The sequence below is a fragment of the Oleiagrimonas soli genome (assembly GCF_000761445.1).
Lineage (GTDB): Bacteria > Pseudomonadota > Gammaproteobacteria > Xanthomonadales > Rhodanobacteraceae > Oleiagrimonas > Oleiagrimonas soli.
The window spans coordinates 192,150-212,566 of sequence record NZ_KN196471.1; the positions used below are offsets into that span (position 1 = coordinate 192,150).

At 60.7% G+C, this 20,417-nt stretch carries 13 protein-coding genes and 1 tRNA gene; 10 read left to right on the forward strand and 4 right to left on the reverse strand.

Annotated features, from left to right (window positions below):
- Positions 1–54 precede the first annotated feature (54 nt).
- The gene (locus tag LF63_RS14675) at positions 55–945 is read right to left on the reverse strand and encodes an LpxL/LpxP family acyltransferase (protein ID WP_043104364.1); all 891 of its coding nucleotides are present in this window, start codon (positions 943–945) and stop codon (positions 55–57) included.
- Positions 946–1,300: 355 nt separating this feature from the next.
- Between LF63_RS14675 and dtd the strand changes: the two genes are divergently transcribed.
- The 5 genes from dtd to LF63_RS16420 all read left to right on the forward strand — a co-directional run bounded on the left by dtd (position 1,301) and on the right by LF63_RS16420 (position 5,546).
- A complete protein-coding gene (gene dtd, locus LF63_RS14680) occupies positions 1,301–1,741 on the forward strand; it encodes a D-aminoacyl-tRNA deacylase (protein WP_043104366.1) in 441 nt (146 codons plus the stop codon).
- Positions 1,742–1,954: 213 nt separating this feature from the next.
- Positions 1,955–3,844, forward strand: coding sequence for an RNA polymerase sigma factor RpoD (gene rpoD, locus LF63_RS14685; RefSeq protein ID WP_043104368.1), 1,890 nt, complete (start codon positions 1,955–1,957; stop codon positions 3,842–3,844).
- A 300-nt stretch (positions 3,845–4,144) separates the two neighbouring features.
- Positions 4,145–5,098, forward strand: a complete 954-nt coding sequence (gene rarD / locus LF63_RS14690; RefSeq protein WP_043104369.1) for an EamA family transporter RarD — start codon at positions 4,145–4,147, stop codon at positions 5,096–5,098.
- 45 nt (positions 5,099–5,143) lie between these two features.
- Positions 5,144–5,219: transfer RNA gene (locus LF63_RS14695), tRNA-Ile, on the forward strand.
- A gap of 162 nt (positions 5,220–5,381) precedes the next feature.
- Positions 5,382–5,546, forward strand: coding sequence for an Arm DNA-binding domain-containing protein (locus tag LF63_RS16420; RefSeq protein WP_338047265.1), 165 nt, complete (start codon positions 5,382–5,384; stop codon positions 5,544–5,546).
- A 27-nt stretch (positions 5,547–5,573) separates the two neighbouring features.
- Here the strand turns inward: LF63_RS16420 and LF63_RS16490 are convergent, their stop codons facing one another.
- From LF63_RS16490 to LF63_RS16050, 3 genes are read right to left on the reverse strand one after another with little or no spacing between them, the layout of a single operon-like run.
- Positions 5,574–6,107: a ubiquitination-like system serine protease family protein gene (locus tag LF63_RS16490; protein WP_425477073.1), complete on the reverse strand. Its 534-nt coding sequence runs from the start codon at positions 6,105–6,107 to the stop codon at positions 5,574–5,576.
- A complete protein-coding gene (locus LF63_RS14700; RefSeq protein WP_043104370.1) occupies positions 5,993–7,210 on the reverse strand; it encodes a ThiF family adenylyltransferase in 1,218 nt (405 codons plus the stop codon). The genes LF63_RS16490 and LF63_RS14700 overlap by 115 nt, the downstream gene beginning before the upstream one ends.
- Entirely contained in the window at positions 7,185–7,460 is a 276-nt protein-coding gene (locus LF63_RS16050) for a multiubiquitin domain-containing protein (protein WP_161782359.1), read from the reverse strand. Before LF63_RS16050 ends, LF63_RS14700 begins: the two co-directional genes overlap by 26 nt.
- Positions 7,461–7,606: 146 nt before the next feature.
- On the opposite strand from LF63_RS16050, the gene LF63_RS14710 reads away from it, so the two are divergent.
- The 5 genes from LF63_RS14710 (at position 7,607) to LF63_RS14725 (ending at position 20,417) form a co-directional block, all read left to right on the forward strand.
- Positions 7,607–7,957: a helix-turn-helix domain-containing protein gene (locus tag LF63_RS14710; RefSeq protein WP_043104376.1), complete on the forward strand. Its 351-nt coding sequence runs from the start codon at positions 7,607–7,609 to the stop codon at positions 7,955–7,957.
- 200 nt (positions 7,958–8,157) lie between these two features.
- On the forward strand, positions 8,158–8,526 hold the full coding sequence (locus LF63_RS16495; protein WP_425477075.1) for an ImmA/IrrE family metallo-endopeptidase: 369 nt from the start codon (positions 8,158–8,160) through the stop codon (positions 8,524–8,526).
- A gap of 384 nt (positions 8,527–8,910) precedes the next feature.
- Entirely contained in the window at positions 8,911–10,131 is a 1,221-nt protein-coding gene (locus LF63_RS15615; RefSeq protein ID WP_081945295.1) for an AlbA family DNA-binding domain-containing protein, read from the forward strand.
- 35 nt (positions 10,132–10,166) lie between these two features.
- Positions 10,167–10,679 (forward strand): hypothetical protein, encoded by a 513-nt coding sequence (locus tag LF63_RS15930; RefSeq protein WP_152569391.1) that lies wholly within the window; start codon positions 10,167–10,169, stop codon positions 10,677–10,679.
- A 1,026-nt stretch (positions 10,680–11,705) separates the two neighbouring features.
- Positions 11,706–20,417, forward strand: a complete 8,712-nt coding sequence (locus tag LF63_RS14725) for a GH36-type glycosyl hydrolase domain-containing protein (protein WP_043104384.1) — start codon at positions 11,706–11,708, stop codon at positions 20,415–20,417.

Consider the following 20,417-nt stretch of genomic DNA (forward strand, 5'->3'; position numbering starts at 1 on the left):
CGCTGGCGCATCCAGCTGTCCGCAAAACCCTGCGCGCACGGCGCTCTGCACCCCCTAGCCGTTGTACGGATTCCCGTCGCCCGGCGCCGGCGGCGTGTAGCGTCGATATGTCCACTGATACTGCGTGAACGCACGCTCGACGCACGCCTCGACGCCGCGATTCAGCGCGGCGCAGGCGCGATCCGGATCGGCATCGTCCAAGCCTTCCGGGGCCGGCAGAAGGTGGATGCGATAACCCGCCCCCTTCGGCAAACGCTCGGCGAACGCGAACAGCACCGTGGCGCCGGTGCGCGCGGCCAGCCTCGGCAGCAACACCATCGTCAGCGCGCGGCGTCCATAGAACGGCGCATAGCGGCCTTCGCCCTGGCGCGGCTTCTGGTCCGGCAGAATGCCGACCGTGCCGCCCGCGGCGAGCCGCTTGAACAGCGTGCGTACGCCCGCGCCCTCGGCGCGCACCTGCTCCGGCGCCAGGTCGCCGCGCACCTTGCGCAGCAGCGCTTCCAGCGCCTTCACATGCGGCGGGCGATAGAGGATCGCCATGCGCGTCTGGCTGCAAAGCCAGTAGTTGAGCAGTTCCCAGCAACCCAGATGCGGCGCCGCGATGATCACACCCTTGCCGCGCTCCAGCGCGGCGCGGAAATGCGCTTCGCCGCGCACCTCGCGCACGTGCCGCAACGCACGCCGCGCGCCACTGCCCCAGACGCTGGCCATTTCCAGCATCGACTTCCCCTGGTCGCGCAAACACGCGGCCGCCAGTCGGCGCTGTTCGTCCTCGTCGAGTGCGCGACGTGCGATGGACATGTTCACGCGCGCGGTGTGCGCCGCGCGCGCGCCGAACAGGCCCATCAAGCGCCCCAGCCCGCTGCCGATCGCGTGCAGCACGCGCAGCGGCAACAGCGCCAGCAGGCGCAGCAGGAAATACAGGACGGCGATATCGGGACGCATCCGCGCAAGTGTAGCGAATGCTGCCAGGTCGGCGCGCGCGGGCACCCTGCGCGCAAGTGTGCCGCATGAACGGATCGACCGGCAGACGAGCGCCCCGGCATCGTGCGAACGCATCGCCGACGATCCAGCGCCAGCGCGCTTCCATGACCTCCATTCTTCTCTGCCGGCATACAAGGCTGCGCCGGAATCCCCCGGCGCCTTGCGTCGCGCGCGATCACGGCAACCCCGGGCCTCCGACACAGCGCTCGACCGCGCGCCGCGATCGCGGCATGGTAGGCCGGTCCGGCATGCGGCCCTCACGCCTGCCGAGCATCGTCATCGCTCTCCAACGCTTCTGCCCGATCACGACCACGCCATGATTGCCCTGATCCAACGCGTCACCGAAGCCAGCGTCCGCGTCGACGACGAGACCGTCGGCGCCATCGGCCCCGGCCTGCTGGCCCTGGTCGCGGTCGAGCCCGACGATGGCGAAAAACAGACCCGGCGCATGCTCGAACGCCTGCTCGGCTACCGCGTGTTCTCCGACGAACAAGGCCGCATGAACCGCTCGTTGACCGACACCGGCGGCGGCCTGCTGCTGGTCAGCCAGTTCACCCTCGCGGCCGACACCGCCAAGGGCTCACGACCCAGTTTCACAAGCGCCGCCAGCCCCGAACACGCCCGCCACTGGTTCGACCGGCTGGTCGATCTGGCCCGCGAAACGCATCCGGGGGTGGAAATCGGTCGCTTCGGTGCCCATATGGTAGTCAGCCTGGTCAACGACGGTCCGGTGACGTTCTGGCTGCACGCACGCTGAGTCTCCCCGACTTCCGCCGCACACCGCGCTTTTTCGCGCGGCGTGCGGCGTCGGTGCCGCCCCGTTCCGACCGACAAGCACGAACGAGCTGGCGCAACCCCTTGTCAGGCATGCTTTTTGCTTCAACCCGAAGGCATCGAAAGCACGCTTGAATACTGGCTAAAAAATCACCATCTGGTACACTGAACGGTTCCGGGTCCCGCGGTTTCATCTATGGAAAACAACAAGTCCCACGAGCAGCAGTCCGAGATCAAGCAGCTGATCACGAAAGGTCGTGAACAGGGCTATCTGACCTATGCCGAAGTCAACGATCACCTGCCCGACGACGTCGTCGATTCGGAGCAGATCGAAGACATCATCTCCATGATCAACGGCATGGGCATCGAGGTGCACGAGTCGGCACCCGACAGCGACATGATCAACCCCGACGCTGCCAGCGGCAACGACGACGACACCGCGGCCGAAGAAGCCGTGGCGCTGTTCTCAGCCGCCAACGCGGAAGTCGGTCGCACCACCGATCCCGTGCGCATGTACATGCGCGAGATGGGCACGGTCGAGCTGCTCACCCGCGAGGGCGAAATCGCCATCGCCAAGCGCATCGAGGAAGGCCTGTTGCAGGTCCAGACCGCGCTGGCCAGCTTCCCGTGGGCCATCCAGTTGCTGATCGAGGAATACGATCTGCACAAGGACGGCAAGAAGCGCCTGTCCGAGATCATCGCCGGCTTCAACGACGTCGAGGATCCCAACGACGTCATGAGCAACAGCAACAGCGACGATCAGGACGATTCCCACTCCGCGGCTGGCGATGTCGACGACGACGATGCGTCGGACGATGACGACGACGAGGAAGACGGCGACGACGACGACAGCAAGAAGAACACCAACAACGGCCCCGATCCGGAAGAGGTCGAGCGCCGCATCGAGGCGCTGCGCACGCTGTACGGCAAGTTCCAGCGCGCCGCAGGCAAGTACGAGATCGAGGACAAGAAGGTCTCCAAGATCCGCGACCAGATGGCCGAGGACTTCATGGCCCTGAAGCTGCCGTCGGTGCTGATCGACGGCTTCGTGCGCAAGATGCGCGAGGTGGTGAACAACATTCGCCGCCACGAGCGCACCCTGATGCACATCATGGTCAAGCAGTGCCGCATGCCGCGCAGCGAGTTCCTGAAGACCTTCCCGGCCAACGAAGGCCGCATCGACTGGGGCGCGGAGCTGGCCCGCAAGCGTCAGAAGTGGGTGCCGGCGCTGAAGAAGCACCTGGAAGAGATCGATGCCGAGCAGCAGAAGCTGTCCGACATCGCCGCCGCGCTGTACCTGCCGCTGGCCGACATCAAGGAAATCAACCGCGCCATGTCCATCGGCGAGGCCAAGGCCCGCCGCGCCAAGAAGGAAATGGTCGAGGCGAACCTGCGCCTGGTGATCTCCATCGCCAAGAAGTACACCAACCGCGGCCTGCAGTTCCTGGACCTGATCCAGGAGGGCAACATCGGCCTGATGAAGGCGGTGGACAAGTTCGAATACCGTCGCGGCTACAAGTTCTCGACCTACGCCACGTGGTGGATCCGTCAGGCCATCACGCGTTCGATCGCCGATCAGGCGCGCACCATCCGCATCCCGGTGCACATGATCGAGACGATCAACAAGCTCAACCGCATCAGCCGCCAGATGCTGCAGCAGTTCGGCCGCGAGGCGACGCCGGAAGAGCTGGCCAAGGTCATGGAGATGCCCGAGGACAAGGTCCGCAAGGTGCTCAAGATCGCCAAGGAGCCGATCTCGATGGAGACCCCGATCGGCGACGACGAGGATTCGCATCTGGGTGACTTCATCGAGGACGTCAACGTCGACCTGCCGGTCGATGCGGCGACCGCGACCGGCCTGATCGAGAACGTGCGCGACATCCTCGCCGGCCTGACGCCACGCGAAGCCAAGGTGCTGCGCATGCGCTTTGGCATCGACATGAACACCGATCACACGCTGGAAGAAGTCGGCAAGCAGTTCGACGTCACCCGCGAGCGCATCCGTCAGATCGAGGCCAAGGCCCTGCGCAAGCTGCGCCATCCGAGCCGTTCGGAGCAGCTGCGTTCGTTCCTCGACCACGACTGATCGCACATCGATGTAACCGACGAAACGGCCGCCTCGCGCGGCCGTTTTCGTTGAAGTCACCGAATCGCAGGCCACAGGCCGACGGCAGGCAGCACGATGCGCGCCGCAGCTAGCGACAACGATGTGAAGAAGTGTCATGACGAACGCCGGCCCCTGCGCCACTGCATCGGCTACGTTGTCACCCGTCGATCCGTGACGCAGGATGCGTCGCCCGCCCACGCGCCTTGAGACGCCCGCGTTTAGCCCCCAAGCTATGCGACCCTGCCGGGCATCGCCTGCCCGCCCCGAACTGGATCGATCGTGTCCACACCCCACACCGCCTCCGACCCGCACGCCACGCGCCGCAGCGGACTGCTCTTCGGCCTGGCCTGCTACGGCATCTGGGGCGTGCTGCCGCTGTACTTCGTGCAGCTGGACTTCGCGCCGGACCTGGAAATCGTCGCCCACCGCGCACTGTGGACCCTGCTGATCTGCGTCGGCGTGCTCGGCGTCAGCGGCAAGCTGCGCGAACTGCGCGACGCGCTGACCCATTCGCGCCAGCTCGGCTTCCTGGCGCTGGCCGCGGCGCTGATCGCCTGCAACTGGCTGATCTACGTCTACGCCGCCAACCACCAGCAGGTCCTGCAAGCCTCGCTGGGCTACTTCACCAATCCGCTGCTGACCGTGGGCCTGGGCGTGCTGGTGCTGCGCGAACGTCTGCGCCCGCTGCAGTGGCTGGCGATGGGCATCGGCCTGACCGCCGTATTGGTGATCGCCGTCGGCGACGGCCAGCTGCCGTGGATCGCGCTCGGCCTGGCCTTCAGCTTCGCCCTGTACGGACTGGCCAAGAGCTTCGCCGGCCGGCGCAGCGGTGCATTCGCCAGCCTCGGCGTGGAAACCCTGCTGCTGTCGCCGTTCGCCGCCTTCGCGCTGTACTGGATGACCGCGCACGGCCAGTCGCACTTCACCACCTACGGCGCCACCAGCATGCTGCTGCTGGCCTCCACCGGCATCATCACCGCCGCACCGCTGACCCTGTTCGCCGCCGCTGCACGACGCCTGCCGCTGAGCGTCGTCGGCATGCTGCAGTACATCGCCCCGACCCTGCAGTTCATCATCGCCGTGGCGGTGAACCACGAGCCCATGCCGCCCAGCCACTGGATCGGCTTCGGCATCATCTGGTTCGCCCTGGCCGTCCTCACCACCGACGCCCTGCGCCACAACCGCCGCAACGCGCGACTGCGCCGCGCCGAGGCAGCCGCCGAAGCTGCCTGACATCCCAACCCAGCGCGTGACACGCTACACTTTCTCGCTGGCAACGGGCCTATAGCTCAATGGTTAGAGCAGGGGACTCATAATCCCTTGGTTCCAGGTTCGAGTCCTGGTGGGCCCACCATATGCCTGTCCAACAGCGTCCAAAGTTGCCCCGATATAGACGCGAAACCCCGCTTGATGCGTGGCTTCGCGCCTTATGCTGTCCAAAGGCATTTCCTTGCATTCAGAGACAATGCGAGTCACTTTGTGAGTCAGACTTCAATGCGACGCAAATTTGACTCACATGCTGACCGACACCAAGCTACGCTCCCTGAAACCCAAGCCCCGCTCATATCGGTTGACTGCCTTCAACGGCCTTTGTATCGAAGTTCGCTCTACGGGCGCCAAAGTGTGGCGCTACTCAAAATTGGGGGAACGTCGGCCTGAAACCCGTTTACACAAAATTTAGGACACGCCCGGATCAGCTATCGCATACCTACCAGAGAGAACGCAGCCATTCTCTCAACTTGGATAGCGAATCCAACATCCATTCGCACGATGCTATTCGCTTGATCCTGTTGCGCGCGGCCATTTCACCATCGAGAGCCCGACGATCACGTTCCTTCACCCTAGCAATCTCATGTGGTGCAAACTGGTCGCACCAAACGATCTGATTGCGTCGGATGAAATAGTGGGAGCGGCAGGCGTAGTCCCAGTTGCCGACTGAGGGATAAAGGCTTACGACGCTCGCGCTGTATGAAACCTGCCATCTGGCCGGAGAAAGCGGGGTTATCACCTTCTCTCCGCAGCCGCATGGACATAGATGCAGCGCGGTCTTGAAGCGCTCGCTGATGTAGAGCACGCCAGGCGATAGGTTAAGCGGTGCGGAATCAACGAACTCCGGCCGAATGCTGCTCAATCGTCCGGGTCCTGTGCGCATGGCTTCCGAGAGATAGTGCCGAAGTTGACCGCGAACGACAATTCGTAAGACCTGAAAGTGTCGGAGTAGAAGCCGAGAAGTTGCTTCCATTTGATGACCGCCAGTGCCGCATTCATGGCGTTCATGTCTGCGACTTGGATGCTCTGCCGATACAGCACATCATCATCTTCCTTGCCCATAGGGAGGCACTCACTCGCAGTTTCCGGCCGGGTCGGGCTGACGAGTGTCGCACGCGCGGTGCCGATCAGTGAGTTCGTCGCGGCAATGAGTTCAAGGTTCATGCCAGTATCAACAAACGGGATGCCTTGTTCGACGAGGTACTTCGCGATCAGTGCGCGCGCTTCGTCCTTGTCGACACATACAAAAACGAAGTCGAATCCAGAGAGATCCTGGATGTTGTGCTCGCTCAAGAACACCGGGTGACTGATGATCCCACGGCGCATGGGATCGAACTTGCGCTTGTAGTAATCCGTCTTCGGCTCTCTGGCGTTGATCTCCGCAAGCGAGGCCGCACCAGGCGAGCGGAACGCGTTGTGACTTTTGAAGATATCGCCATCAAAGAGATGGATTTCGCCGGCGGGAGTCTTTGCGACCTGGTCCAGCACGTAGGCTCCCGTGCCACCCAAGCCTACAATCACGATCCTCTGGACGGCGAGCTTGGCGGATAGTGCAAGGATCGACGCGCGTGCTGATGCCGTGTCCGGATAACGAAATACGGACTCGGCAGACTGGGTTTCAGTAATCACTCCGTTACGTGCATCAACATCGGCGTCGATGGCCTTCGCCGGATTCTGGATCATTCGGACGTAGTAGACGACTTTCTCGTAATGGTTCGGGTAGCCCGTGACATGGTACAGATCGGGTTTGCTGGAAAAGCGATTACGGATCGTCAGGCCTGGTAGTAGTTCCCGTGTCGCCGTGTCGCTCCCAAGGTCAAGCACCGTGCCATCGGGGTAGCACGGATACTCCTCCGTCCACCACATCTGATGGTTGTCGCCGCTGCCGTTGGGTGGCGTTATCTGATCGCCTTCTTGAAGATAGAGGCAAACCAACGTACCGAAACGCACCACGCGCTGAGCGGTGACGAAAGGGACTCCGTGGACCAGCAAGTGCTGGTCACGGATTTCCACTTTGAAGCCGTCCTGCCGAAGGCGATGCAGCGCTTGATCAGGAGCGATTGGACTTGATGACATTGAAATGCATCCCGTTGTGAACCTTAGTGTCCTGTCCCTTGCTGAGCGTGCCGTCCTTGCCGTGCTCGTTGGCGTAGTCCACCGAGTAGGTGACGTCGAACGGTCCTTGAGGAAACGCCAGACGCACCACTTCTTCATAGCTGATGCGCTTCTGCGTCACCGTATGAGGAGTCGTATTAACGAAAATCTCGGCAGACTTGTGCTGGCCAGGTACGTCTTCCGAGGGCGGGTTGGTCATGCTGGTATTCATACGCGCTTTCCTCTTGACATGTCTCACTAACCGTGCTTTTTTGCATCATCAATAAGACGTCTTGTGAAAGAAACAGTACGTCTTACATGTGAGACACCATACGCCGCAGATGTGCTTGGCGCAAGTGCGCGTTGACCGAGGGACAAATGTCCATACCAATCGAGGAGTTAGGCCGCCTGATCGCTGTGAAGCGAGACGGGCGAGGAGTTCGTGCAGCCGCCATGGATGTCGGTATCAGTCCGGCAACCTTGTCTCGTGTTGAGAACGGCAACATGCCGGATCTGGTGACGTTCGCGAAGATCTGTAAGTGGCTAGATCTTGATCCTAGGGAGTTCCTGGGACTGGAGGCGCGAAACGGTGACCAGGAGCCACCGCAAGCAGTCGCTCACTTCCGAAAGAAGAAAACCGTCAGCCAAGACACAGCCGCGGCACTTGGCGAACTCATTCTTGCCTCGCAACGTGCGCTGCAGGCTCGCGCCAAATTGATGAATCGCTAGTGCGTCGAGGATTCAAGGCTCAGGCAGAGCGGATCGGTGAGCAAGCGCGTGCTGATCTAGGTCTCGATACGCTTTCCCCGCTAGATCCCTGGGTCTACGCGGAGAGCCTAGGCATTGTGACATTGAACATCCATGATCTTGGTTTGAGCCCGCAGTCCTTGACGCAGCTGCTCAAGACAGACTCAGACAGTTGGTCGGGAATGACTCTCCAGGAGAGCAGCCTAGTCGGAATTGTTCTGAATCCGAGCCACAGTCGTGCGCGGCAGGCCGCCACGCTTGCCCACGAGCTTGCTCACCATGTTCTGAAACACATCCCGTCCCATGTCAACGTGTCGGAGAGCGGGTTGATGCTCCTCAGTGAATACTCCGACGAGGCAGAGTCCGAGGCCGACTGGCTGGGTGGCGCGATACTGCTCCCGAGGGACGCGCTCTTCGTCAAGCGACGCACAGGGTTGTCTGCCCGTGAGATTGCGCTCGAATACGGCACAAGCAACCAACTGTGCGAGTGGCGATTGAGGATGACGGGGGTGGATATCCAACTACGGCGGTCAGGTCATCAGCTGGGGTAGCTACATCCCCTCTTAGGTAGCACATCGGTTTGGAGTTCACTCCGCCCCACCCCAAAGACCCCCTTCCTGGACAACTTATGGTTTAGGCAGCCTACCAATTTATAGCCTTGCTCTCCATTTCCTGACACTGAGCGGTTCCCCAATAGATGTCTTTTTCCTATGAGCCGCGACGCCGCCACAAGCATAGAAACGCGGACCTTCAGCATGCGTCGCGTCCGCAGTTAAGCTTGGCCTTCTTATAATACAGAACACGGGGGCTCATCGAGAGCTTCCAAACCGTCGCCGCCGACTCTCGGCTTAGGGCTGATCGCGTGCGGTTCCTCGCTCACGTTAAGCCTAATAACCCCAGATCGACTAATCAAAATGTAGCGCGGGGAGAAACTTTTGAACGAGGACCTAATCACAACCTTACTGGAGCAAGGCGAAGGCGCTACGGTTGACTACAAAGAAGAGCCATACGTTATAAGTCGAGAGTCGACTTCCATCGGCGGAAAGAAGTTGGACCCCAAATATTTCGAGAGGAAGAAGTCTGAGCTTCTGAAAGATATTCTCGCCATGGTAAACGCTTTTCGCGAACATGATTCCCACATCCTTGTCGGCGTCCGAGAGCGCCCAGGCCAAAGCGCCGAGGCCATCGGCATTGATAGGGACGCAATTCATGATGAGGCTGATATTCAACAATTTGTTTCTACTCATGTCGAAAAAACTATCGTTTTCGAATACAAACACGTCCAATACCGTGGGCAAACCATCGCTGTATTACGCATTCCGTTCGAACAGCTTGCAGCCCGCCCATTCCTGTCGAGGAATGACTACGGCATCGTCAACAAAGGGGTTACATACATAAGGCAAGGTAGCCATACGGACATAGCTGACTCAGATACTCTCCGTGCAATGTTCGCACCGAAAAACGCCGCGCCAACGCATGCGCCTCCGCAGGTCAGCCTGCTCGACCGAGACCGAAATCGCACGCAGCACCTGTTGATTCCATTTCGACGCATGCGTTTCCCGGACCTTCAGTCGTTGCCGGACTTCACCGACCAGCGCGGGTGGCTCGGAAAGAAGTTCGGTAGTCGAGTCAATTCGGACTACTGGCGCGAGTTTGCGGCGTGCGCATCGATTTCATTAAATAGCGCATGGATAGATCTTGAGATCATTAACACGTCAGATGTCTATCTGACTGAATGCACAGTGCAGATAGCTGTAACGACGCCTGATGGCCGACCAGCTCCCGCGCACAACTATATGCCCAGGGAGCCAACGCGTTACGGAGAGCAGCAGAGATGGCGCAAAGACTACGGGGATTTTCTTGATTCCCAAAAGCATCCTGCGGGAGATTGGAAGACCAAGGAATTATCAGCCCGAAGTCTTCGTCCAGGTGATAAGTCTGGACTCAACAATCGGCTTCTGCTTTATTTCGGCGAACACGAACATTTGAACGTGCAATATAAAGTGCTTGCCAAAGAACTAAGCTATCCAGTGGAAGGGATACTGGTCGCCAGCATAAGCGGCGCATTTGATGATTGGACTCTTGAGAAACTAAAATCCCACGCATCTAGCGATCAGCTTGAACGGGCCCCTCGCCACGTCGTCACCTCACCTTGAAGGAAGGATAATTACGCGATAATCGCGACCGAAGCATGGTTGGCAAGCGTGACGATGAAATAGGATATTCCGATATCACAATCGGACACTTTGTAACCAGCAGCGGCGGCACGGTCAACATAGCGGCTGGCGCGCTAGCGATCGATGGCGGCTACGCGCCGGCAGCGGCTGGCAACCCCGTGATCACGATCGGTGCGCCGCTGGTGGTCGGTGGCATCGCCATGTCTTACTCCCCGAGGGTGATTGAAGGAGCCGCCTTGCTGGTCACCAGCATGTATGGGCTTGTGTCCTTGCTTCCAATCTGGTGCCCCTACGCCCCCGCTTTGAGTAGCACATCGGTTTTTGATGTCCAATCGGCCATCCGAAAGACTCTCCTCCGACCTTGGACAACTTATAGTTTAGGCTGCTGGCCAATTTGTGGTTTAAAGATCATCCAAAGTTGTCGCGACAGAGACGCACTATCCCGTTTATACCAAAGACGAAGGCCACCCCATGAGGTGGCCTGCGTCTTTGAAAATATTGGCCTCGGCGTCTTTCAAATTAAATGATCAAATATATGATATTTAAACTATTTTTCGTATGAAAATTATTTTTTACTCACAATCTTACTCACTTCCGACCTCTGTCGAAGGGAAGCAATGTAGAGCGGAGGCATGCGGGGCGGCACAGCGCGGCAGCAACGGATGTTCGACCGCCGCCATCCAAGGCCAGAAGTGGGGATTCACGGTGCCGGCTTAGCCACTCACCGTATGTGTCGTGCAGACAGAAAAGTGTCCAGATCCTCCACCTCTACCGTGCATGTCTCGCCGACTGTCTCAAATCCTCGACGAACCATCCAAGCCGCACAGCTTGCGACACCCGCGAGGCGAGCTTGACCATAGTCGGGGCCAGCGATTCGGGCAAACGCTGACGGATGAACCTCAATGCGTCCTCGTAAGCCGGCCGCGACAACGCCTGGGTATCGAAGTCCAGATACAACGGACCGTCGATGTCTCGCGATTTGCAGTACTCGCATATCGCCTGACTGATCGCCAGGAGTGCCAGGCATTGAAACTGCGATCCAGAGAGGATCCGCTATGGCCCGATGCGCCGGATGCGAGACGTTGCACCGGAATCGAAGGATTCGGGTCGCAAGTTCTCATAAGCAGCCAGAAGACGGCTACGTCGACCAATAGCGTGTCCGGAGCGGGCTTGCCTGCCAGCCCGCTGATCGCGGTGCCCGTGATACGCGGATCCTTCGGATATCGATCACGTCGTGTCGGCGCATGGATGAGACAATCATGAGCCGGACCGAGGGCGTTGTCGCGTCCGGTTCCCGACGGCGACATGCACCAGACCACGCTATCGGCACAGATGGTTTCCGCAAACAGCGACGCTGCGGAGCGACTCGATACGCTGCCGTCCTCACGACGGGTTCACGTCGAATTAACGGATGACGGCGCACCGTCAAGGTGTGGATACGAACTCTTATCCACTGCAACGGACCCGGATCGGGCTCGTTGCCCATGTGGCGCACGACATCCAAGATATTGCGCGCCCGAGCATGGGGATCACCAAGCGGCGAGCCACGACCCATGCATAGCAAACCCATTCGCGCGTTCGTGCGCATCTGGCGATCCAGAATAGGCAGGCTGTTACGGAAACCTGCCCGTTGGGCGTTCCCGCCCGAGCCAGCTCTGCGCGCCGAACTGTTCAGCGCCGACCAGATGGAGCGCCACGGTATCCATCTGGCTCGCCGGCACGACTCGCATGCCAGCAAAGCAAAAAACCTTCTACTCAAACGCCTTGCCGACAACGAGAGCGTGCTGGTCAAGAGTTGCCGGATGCTTACGCTGGTTGCGCAGTCCAACCAGCGCATCACTCCGGCAGCCGAGTGGTTGCTGGATAATTATTACCTGATCGAAGAGCAGATACGCACGGCGCAGAAGCACCTGCCCAAAAGCTACAACGAAACCTTGCCGTGGCTGAAAGGCGGCGCCTCCAATGGTCTGCCACGTGTGTACGACATCGCGCTGGAGATCATTTCCCACGGCGACGGACGGGTAGACAGCGAAGGCCTGAACCGGTTCGTCGTGGCCTACCAGAGCGTCATGCCGCTTACGTTGGGCGAGTTGTGGGCGATTCCGATCATGTTGCGGCTGACGCTGATCGAGAACCTGCGCCGTATCGCTGTACGCGTGGTCAAGAACTGGAACGAGCGAAAATTGGCGATCGAATGGGCCGATCGCCTGACTCGAACCGCCGAACGCGACCTCAAGAGCGTGGTCCTCACGGTCGCCGCCATGGCGCAATCCGATCCGCCCATGGTCGGCTCGTTCGTCGCCGAACTGACACGCCGATTGCAGGGGCAGAGTACCGCTCTGGCGATGCCCTTGACGTGGATCGAGCAGAACCTTTCCGAGTCCGGTCTCAATATTGAACAGTTAGTGCAATTGGAAGCCCAGCAGCAGGCGGCCATGCAAGTCTCGGTCAGTAACAGCATAGGCAGCCTGCGCTTGCTCGATAACATGGACTGGCGTGCGTTCGTCGAAACCACAAGCATCGTCGAACAGGTGCTGCGTGAAGACCCGGCCGGGGTGTATCCGCTGATGGACTTCGCCACACGCGATCTCTACCGGCACACCGTGGAGCGTATGGCCAGAACCTGCAGGCAACCGGAGGCGTCCGTGGCCAACGCCGCACTGGAGCTGGCCGGACGGGATGCCGCCGCAGCGGCCAAGGGCGCGGTCCAGACCCATGTAGGCTACTACCTGCTCGACAAGGGTCTACCTCTGCTGCAGCACCGGATCGGCATGCGGTGGTCCTTGCACCGCATTTGGAAGTGCGCACTGGACCGTGCCCCGTTACCCTTGTATCTGGGCGCGATCACGGTTCTGACCGGTGCGCTGTCGGTGCCTTTCGTGGACACCTTGCACACGGACGGCTGGCCTGGATACCTGCTCGCGCTCCTGATTGTGGCGACACTGCTGATGACCAGTCGACTCGCGGTCGCGCTGGCAAACTGGCTGGTGACGCTGACGACCATACCGGCGATGCTGCCACGGCTGGACTACTCGCATGGCATTCCCGCCGATGCGCGCACCCTAGTGGTCGTACCGACGCTTGTCGGCAGCGAGCAGGATATTCAGGAGCAGGTGGAAGGCCTTGAGATCCGCTTTCTGGCGAATCGCGACCCCCATCTGCACTTCGGTCTGCTGACCGATTTCATGGATGCGCCGACCCGGGTGCTACCCGGCGATAGCACGCTACTGACCACAGCGCATCGCCTCATCGACGAACTCAACCGAACCTACCCCGGAGGAGACGGAGACCGTTTCTTCCTGTTCCACCGCCCGCGCCGCTGGAACCCTGCCGATCGGATCTGGATGGGATACGAGCGCAAGCGCGGCAAGCTTTGCGATCTCAATGCGCTGCTGCTTGGCAAGGGGCGCGATCAGTTCTCGCTGATCGTCGGCGATACCGCGCTGCTGACCCGGATTCGCTACGTCATCACGCTGGATGCCGATACTCAGTTACCGCGTGAAACCGCGCACCAATTTGTCGGCACAATGGAACACCCGCTCAACCGCGCGGTCTATGATCCGGTCAAACGACGCGTCGTCTCAGGCTACGCGATCTTGCAGCCGCGAGTGGGCATCAGCCTGCAAAGCACGGCGCGTTCGACCTATGCGCAATTGTTCGGAAGCGATGCGGGCGTCGACCCCTATACCCGGGCGACCTCGGACATCTATCAGGACCTGTTCGGGCAAGGGTCGTTCGTCGGCAAGGGCATCTACGCCGTAAAGCCGTTCGAACAGGCGATGGAAGGGCGCTTCCCGGACAACCGAATCCTCAGCCATGACCTGATCGAAGGGACCTACGCACGATCCGGCCTGCTCAGCGATGTGCAGCTTTACGAGGAATATCCGGCACGCTACAGCACATACGTCAGCCGGCAGCATCGCTGGATTCGCGGTGACTGGCAGCTTCTTCCGTGGATTGCGCCCTGGGTGCGGTCAGCTAACGGTCGGATCGTACGCAACCGGCTATCGGCCCTTTCGCGCTGGAAGCTATTCGACAACCTGCGCCGCAGCCTGGAGCCAGCGGCACTGCTGGTCATTCTGCTGCTGGGGTGGCTGGTGGTGCAGAAAATGCAGTCGTGGGTCATTGCCGTGCTGGCCCTTGTTTTTATAGTTCCGTTATTCAGCTCGCTGCTGGAGTTGGTGCAGAAACCGCATGGTGTTGGCTTGGGCCAGCACCTGTCGGTAGCGCTGCGCGAGTCGGGTAGACATCTGCTGCGTGCCGTGCTGACGCTCGTGTGGCTACCGCACGAGGCCTGGTACAGCATGGATGCGATCGCCAGGACATTATGGCGCATCCTATTCAGTCATCGACGGTTGCTGCAATGGAATACCTCACGCGATGTCGAGCGTTCCAGCACTCGCAGTCTGTCCGGGATGTTCCGGCTGATGTGGGTAGGTCCGGTGCTCGGAGGGGTGATGTTCGCCCTGCTGTGGTCCAGACCGATGTCACTGGCCTGGGCTGCGCCGCTGCTTGTGGCATGGCTGGTGTCGCCTGTTGTGGCCTGGTGGATCAGCCGTTCGCCTGCGCGGGCCACCTTCAGACCGTCCGTTGCCGATACGCGGCTTCTGCGGGTTCTGGCGCGTCGTACCTGGGCGTTTTTTGATCGGCACGTCTGCGAACAGGACCACTGGCTTCCCCCGGACAACCTGCAGCAACAACCCGAGCCGACCATTGCCCACCGCACCTCGCCTACCAACATGGGAATGGCGCTGTTGGCACACCTGGCCGCGCATGACCTGGGCTATCTGAGCACCGCGCGTCTGCTGCAGCGCATCGACGGCACGCTGGCCACCATGCAGAATTTGCCGCGCCATCGGGGGCATTTTTATAACTGGTACGACACTCAGACTCTCAAACCGCTGGCCCCACGCTACGTGTCCACCGTCGACAGCGGCAATCTGGCGGGGCATTTGCTCACGCTGCGCGCGGGCCTGATTGAGCTGCCGGATCAACCGGTCTTCGACGGGCGCGTGCTGGAGGGTCTGGCAACCACGATCGATGTGGTGAGGGAAACCCTCGGCACGACTTCGCCGATGCTGCCAGCGCTTGCATCACTGCAATCAGAGCTGAACATGGTATCCCGGGCGCCACCGCTCTCGCTTTGGGCCGCGGCGGCCTTGCTCGAACCCCTGCTCGAACGGGTCGAGCGGTTTGCTGACCATGTGGATGCGATTGCCGAAAGCGAAACGCATTACTGGCTACAGGCATTACAGGCACAGTGCAGGGATGTTGCTGCCGATGCCCGGTTCTGGGCACGACTGCCCGGGCGGTCGTTCGACGCCGCGCTGCGTGGCGTTGCGGCCGGACCAGTGCCGACATGGCGGGACATGGCCGAAATGCGGATCGCGGATGCTCCCGAGTCCGACCGGGAAGCCTTGCTCACCTGCCGTCGCAAGGCCGAGGTTTGCGTGCAGCGGTGCGCCCATCTGGCAACCGTGGCCGGCGCATTGACGGAGATGGATTTCGGATTTCTCTACGACAGCCAGCGCAGGCTGCTATCGATCGGCTACAACCTGGATGAAAGACGGCTTGATGCCGGCTATTACGACCTTCTGGCATCGGAGGTCCGACTGACCCACTTCGTCGCCATTGCACAGGGCCAGTTGCCACAAGAGGCCTGGTTCAGCCTTGGCCGTTTGCTGACGACCACCGGTGGCATGCCGGTGCTGCTGTCATGGTCTGGCTCGCTGTTCGAGTACCTGATGCCGATGCTGGTGATGCCCAGCTATGCCGACACGCTGCTCGATCAGACCTGTCGTACGGCAGTGGCGCGGCAGATCGAATACGGGAGGCAGCTGAGTCTTCCCTGGGGCATGTCCGAATCCGGCTACAACGCCATGGACGTTCGTTTCAACTATCAATACCGCGCGTTTGGCGTACCGGGCCTTGGACTCAAGCGCGGACTTGGCGAGGATATCGTCGTGGCGCCCTATGCCACGGCACTGGCTCTGATGGTAGCCCCGGCCCGGGCGGTGAAGAACCTGCAGCGACTGATCGCAGACGGGTTTAGCGGACGCTACGGCTTGTTTGAAGCCATCGACTATACGCCGTCGAGATTGCCTCAGGGGCAGTCCCACGCCGTCGTACAGTCCTTCATGACACACCACCAGGGCATGAGCCTGTTGGCATTGGTGAGCGTTTTGCTGGACGAACCCATGCAGCGGCGATTTGCATCGGACCGGCAATGCCAGGCAAGCATGTTGCTGCTGCAGGAACGCGTGCCACGGGTGGCTGCCGAATACCTGCATGCCGCCGGCATGCCCTCGGCAGCAGCCATCTCGCGCAACGACGAGACCAAACTGCTCGTGTTCACCGACCCCGATTCTCCGCGTCCGGCAGTGCAGCTGCTTTCCAATGGCCACTATCACGTCATGGTCACCAGCGCCGGGGGCGGCTACAGCCGCTGTCGCGAACTTGCCGTCACGCGCTGGCAGGAGGATTCGACCTGCGACAACTGGGGCATGTTCTGCTATTTGCGCGATGTAGAAAGCGGTGCATTCTGGTCCACGGCACATCAGCCGACCTTGAATCCGACAGACCATTACGAAGCCATTTTTTCCGATGCGCGCGCCGAGTTCCGCGTGCGTCAACACGGCATCGACGCGCATACCGAGATCGTGGTCTCACCCGAGGACGACATCGAGTTGCGCCGAATGCATCTGACCAATCGCTCTCGCGAACGGCGCACCATCGAGTTCACCAGCTATGCCGAAGTGGTCCTGGCGCCGGCGCTTGACGACGCCATGCATCCGGCTTTCAGCAAACTGTTCGTGCAGACTGAATTGATCGAGCCGCTGCAGGCAATCATCTGCACACGTCGCCCCCGGTCCAGCGACGAAGACGCGCCATGGATGTGCCACCTGCTGGCCGTGCACGATGCGCACGCGCACGCTGTATCGTACGAAACGGACAGGGCTCGCTTCATCGGTCGCGGTCGAGACCTGATCCACCCATTAGCCATGGACTCCAGTATCGGCACGGATGACCGACTGTCCAACAGCGCAGGAGCGGTCCTCGATCCGATCGTTTCTATCCGCTGTCGGTTGGTACTTGAACCCGGACAGGTAGCGAGCATAGACCTGGTGACCGGTATCGCCACAAACCGCAATGCCTGCCTTCACCTGATCGAAAAGTATCGCGACCGACACCTGGCCGATCGTGTATTCGGTCTGGCCTGGACGCACAGCAGGGTGTTCCTTAGCCAGCTCAACGCAACGCTGTCCGATGCGCGCCTGTACGAGAAGATGGCCGCCGCGATCATCTACGCCCACGCCAGACTGCGCGCCGAATCCGGTGTACTAAGCGCCAATCGGCGCGATCAATCCGGTCTGTGGGGGCAGTCCATCTCGGGTGATCGGCCCATCGTATTGCTGCAGATCGGCAGTTCGGCGCACATCGAACTGGTACGGCAACTGGTCCAGGCCCATGCCTACTGGCGGCAGAAGGGACTGGCCGTGGACCTGGTGATCTGGAACGAAGACCAGAGTGTGTACCGACAACATCTGCGCGAACTGATCATGGACCTGATCGCATCCGGGCTCGGAGCCAATCTGCTCGACAGGCCGGGTGGCATCTTCGTGCGACCTGCGCCACAACTTTCGCGCGAGGATCGCCTGCTGACCCAGGCGGCGTCGCGAATCGTATTGTCCGACACGCGCGGCAGCCTGCACGATCAGATTCATCGACACTGGGCGGAAGCGCTGCTGCCACGCTTCCATCCCGAACATCTGGTCGATGGCGGTGAAGCTGCAACCAACGCCGACACGGCGACCGAGCCGGCATCGCCGGCACCGGTTCTCGACAACCCGTTCGGCGGCTTCAGCGAGGATGGCCGCGAGTACGAGATCGTCACGAAGGCCGGCCACGTCACACCGGCACCGTGGGTCAACGTTCTGGCCAACCCCGATTTCGGCACGGTGATCTCCGAAAGTGGAGGCGCGTACACATGGAGCGAGAATGCGCACGAGTTCCGCCTGACCCCGTGGGTCAACGACCCGGTCACGGACGCCAGCGGCGAGGGCCTTTTCCTGCGCGACGAAGAAAGCGGCCGCTACTGGTCGCCGACGCCGTTGCCACGACGCGGGAGCGCGACCTATCGCACGCGTCACGGCTTCGGCTATAGCGTATTCGAGCACATCGAGGACGGCATCCACAGCGAACTTTGGGTGTATGTCGCCATCGACATGCCGGTCAAGTTCTCAGTGCTCAAGGTGCGCAACGCATCGGGCAGGCATCGTCACCTGTCCGCCACCGGCTACGTCGAATGGGTATTGGGCGATCTGCGAACCAAGACGGCCATGCATGTGGTCACTGAACTGGATCCAGGCAGCGGCGCGATGTTCGCCCGCAACGCCTATCTGCTGGGCTTTCCACAACACGTTGCCTTCTTCGATGTCGATGCAGCGGATCGCAGCCTCACCGGTGACCGTAGCGAGTTCATCGGCCGTAATGGCAGTCTTCGCGCTCCGGCGGCCATGGCCCAACACCCGTTGTCCGGACGTATCGGGGCCGGTCTTGATCCCTGTGGCGCGATTCGCACAGATTTCGAATTGGACGACGGCGGCTGTCATGAAGTGGTATTTCGTCTCGGTGCCGCCGCAACCACGAGCACGGCGAGCACCCTGGCCAAACGTTGTCGCGGCACCGGTACGGCCGCCGATGCACTGGAGACCGTCCAGGCACACTGGAAGCAGCTACTTGGCGCGGTGCAGGTGGATACGCCCGATCCTTCCGTAAACCTGCTTGCCAACGGGTGGCTCATGTATCAGGTGATCGCCTCGCGTTTCTATGCGCGCAGCGGATACTACCAGTCCGGTGGCGCCTTCGGCTTCCGCGATCAACTACAAGATGCCATGGCGATGATCCACACCGATTCCGACCTGGTGCGGCAGCACGTGCTGTATTGCGCCGCTCATCAGTTCCCCGAGGGGGACGTACAGCACTGGTGGCACCCGCCTCAGGATCACGGCGTACGCACGCACTGTTCGGATGATTACCTTTGGTTGGCATTGGTGACCAGCCGGTATGTACGCATCACCGGCGACAGCAGCATCCTGGATGCCAAGGCCAGCTACATCGAGGGACGCGCACTGCATGCTGGGGAAGAGTCCTACTACGACCTCCCCGGGTACTCATCGCTGCGCGAAACGCTTTACCAGCACTGTGTCCGGGCCATCGAGCACAGCATGCCTCGAGGCGTACATGGCTTGCCGCTGATCGGAACGGGCGACTGGAACGACGGCATGAACCGTGTAGGCAAGGGTGCAAAGGGTGAAAGCGTATGGCTGGCCTTTTTCCTGTATGAGGTGTTGACGAAATTTGCCGACACGGCCCGGGTGCATGGCGACGAGGTCTTTGCCCGTCGATGCGAAGTAGAGGCCCATGCCCTGCAGCAGCCACTGGAGCGACATGGGTGGGATGGCGATTGGTATCGGCGAGCCTATTTCGACGATGGCTCTCCGCTGGGCTCAGCCCGCAACGATGCCTGCCGCATCGACTCCATCTCCCAGAGTTGGTCGGTGTTGTCCGCCGCCGTATCGGAAGACAGGCAGCGCAAGGCCATGCAATCCCTCGATGAACATTTAGTGCGACGCGACCTGCAACTGGTGCAGCTACTGGATCCGCCGTTCGACGATGATTCGTTACTGGACCCCGGATACATCAAGGGGTATGCCCCTGGCGTGCGCGAAAACGGCGGCCAATACACGCATGCCGCCATATGGGCTGCGATGGCATTTGCCGCCCTGGGTGACTCCGGGCGTGCCTGGGACGTGCTGGACATCATCAACCCCATCCATCGCGGCATGAATGCCGCATCGATTGGCGTATACAAAGTCGAACCCTATGTGGTGGCAGCAGATGTGTACGCCGTGCCGCCACATGCCGGTCGTGGAGGCTGGAGTTGGTATACCGGATCGGCGGGTTGGATGTACCGATTGATCACGGAATCCTTGCTCGGCCTGCGCGTCGAGGGTAACCGTTTGCATTTCGTGCCCGTTGTTCCGTCGACGTGGAGACGATTCGTCGTTCATTATCGTTTTCGCCACACGCTCTATCACATCACCGTGCAAATCGTGGCGCATACCCCACCGCACCCGCCTGTCCTGGATGGTATCGCCCAGGATAGCGATGCCGTTGCACTGATCGATGACGGTCTGGAGCATCACATCACGATGCAATATCTAAACCGTCCTGGTGTTGCCAGGGAGAAGGATCGTGTGTAG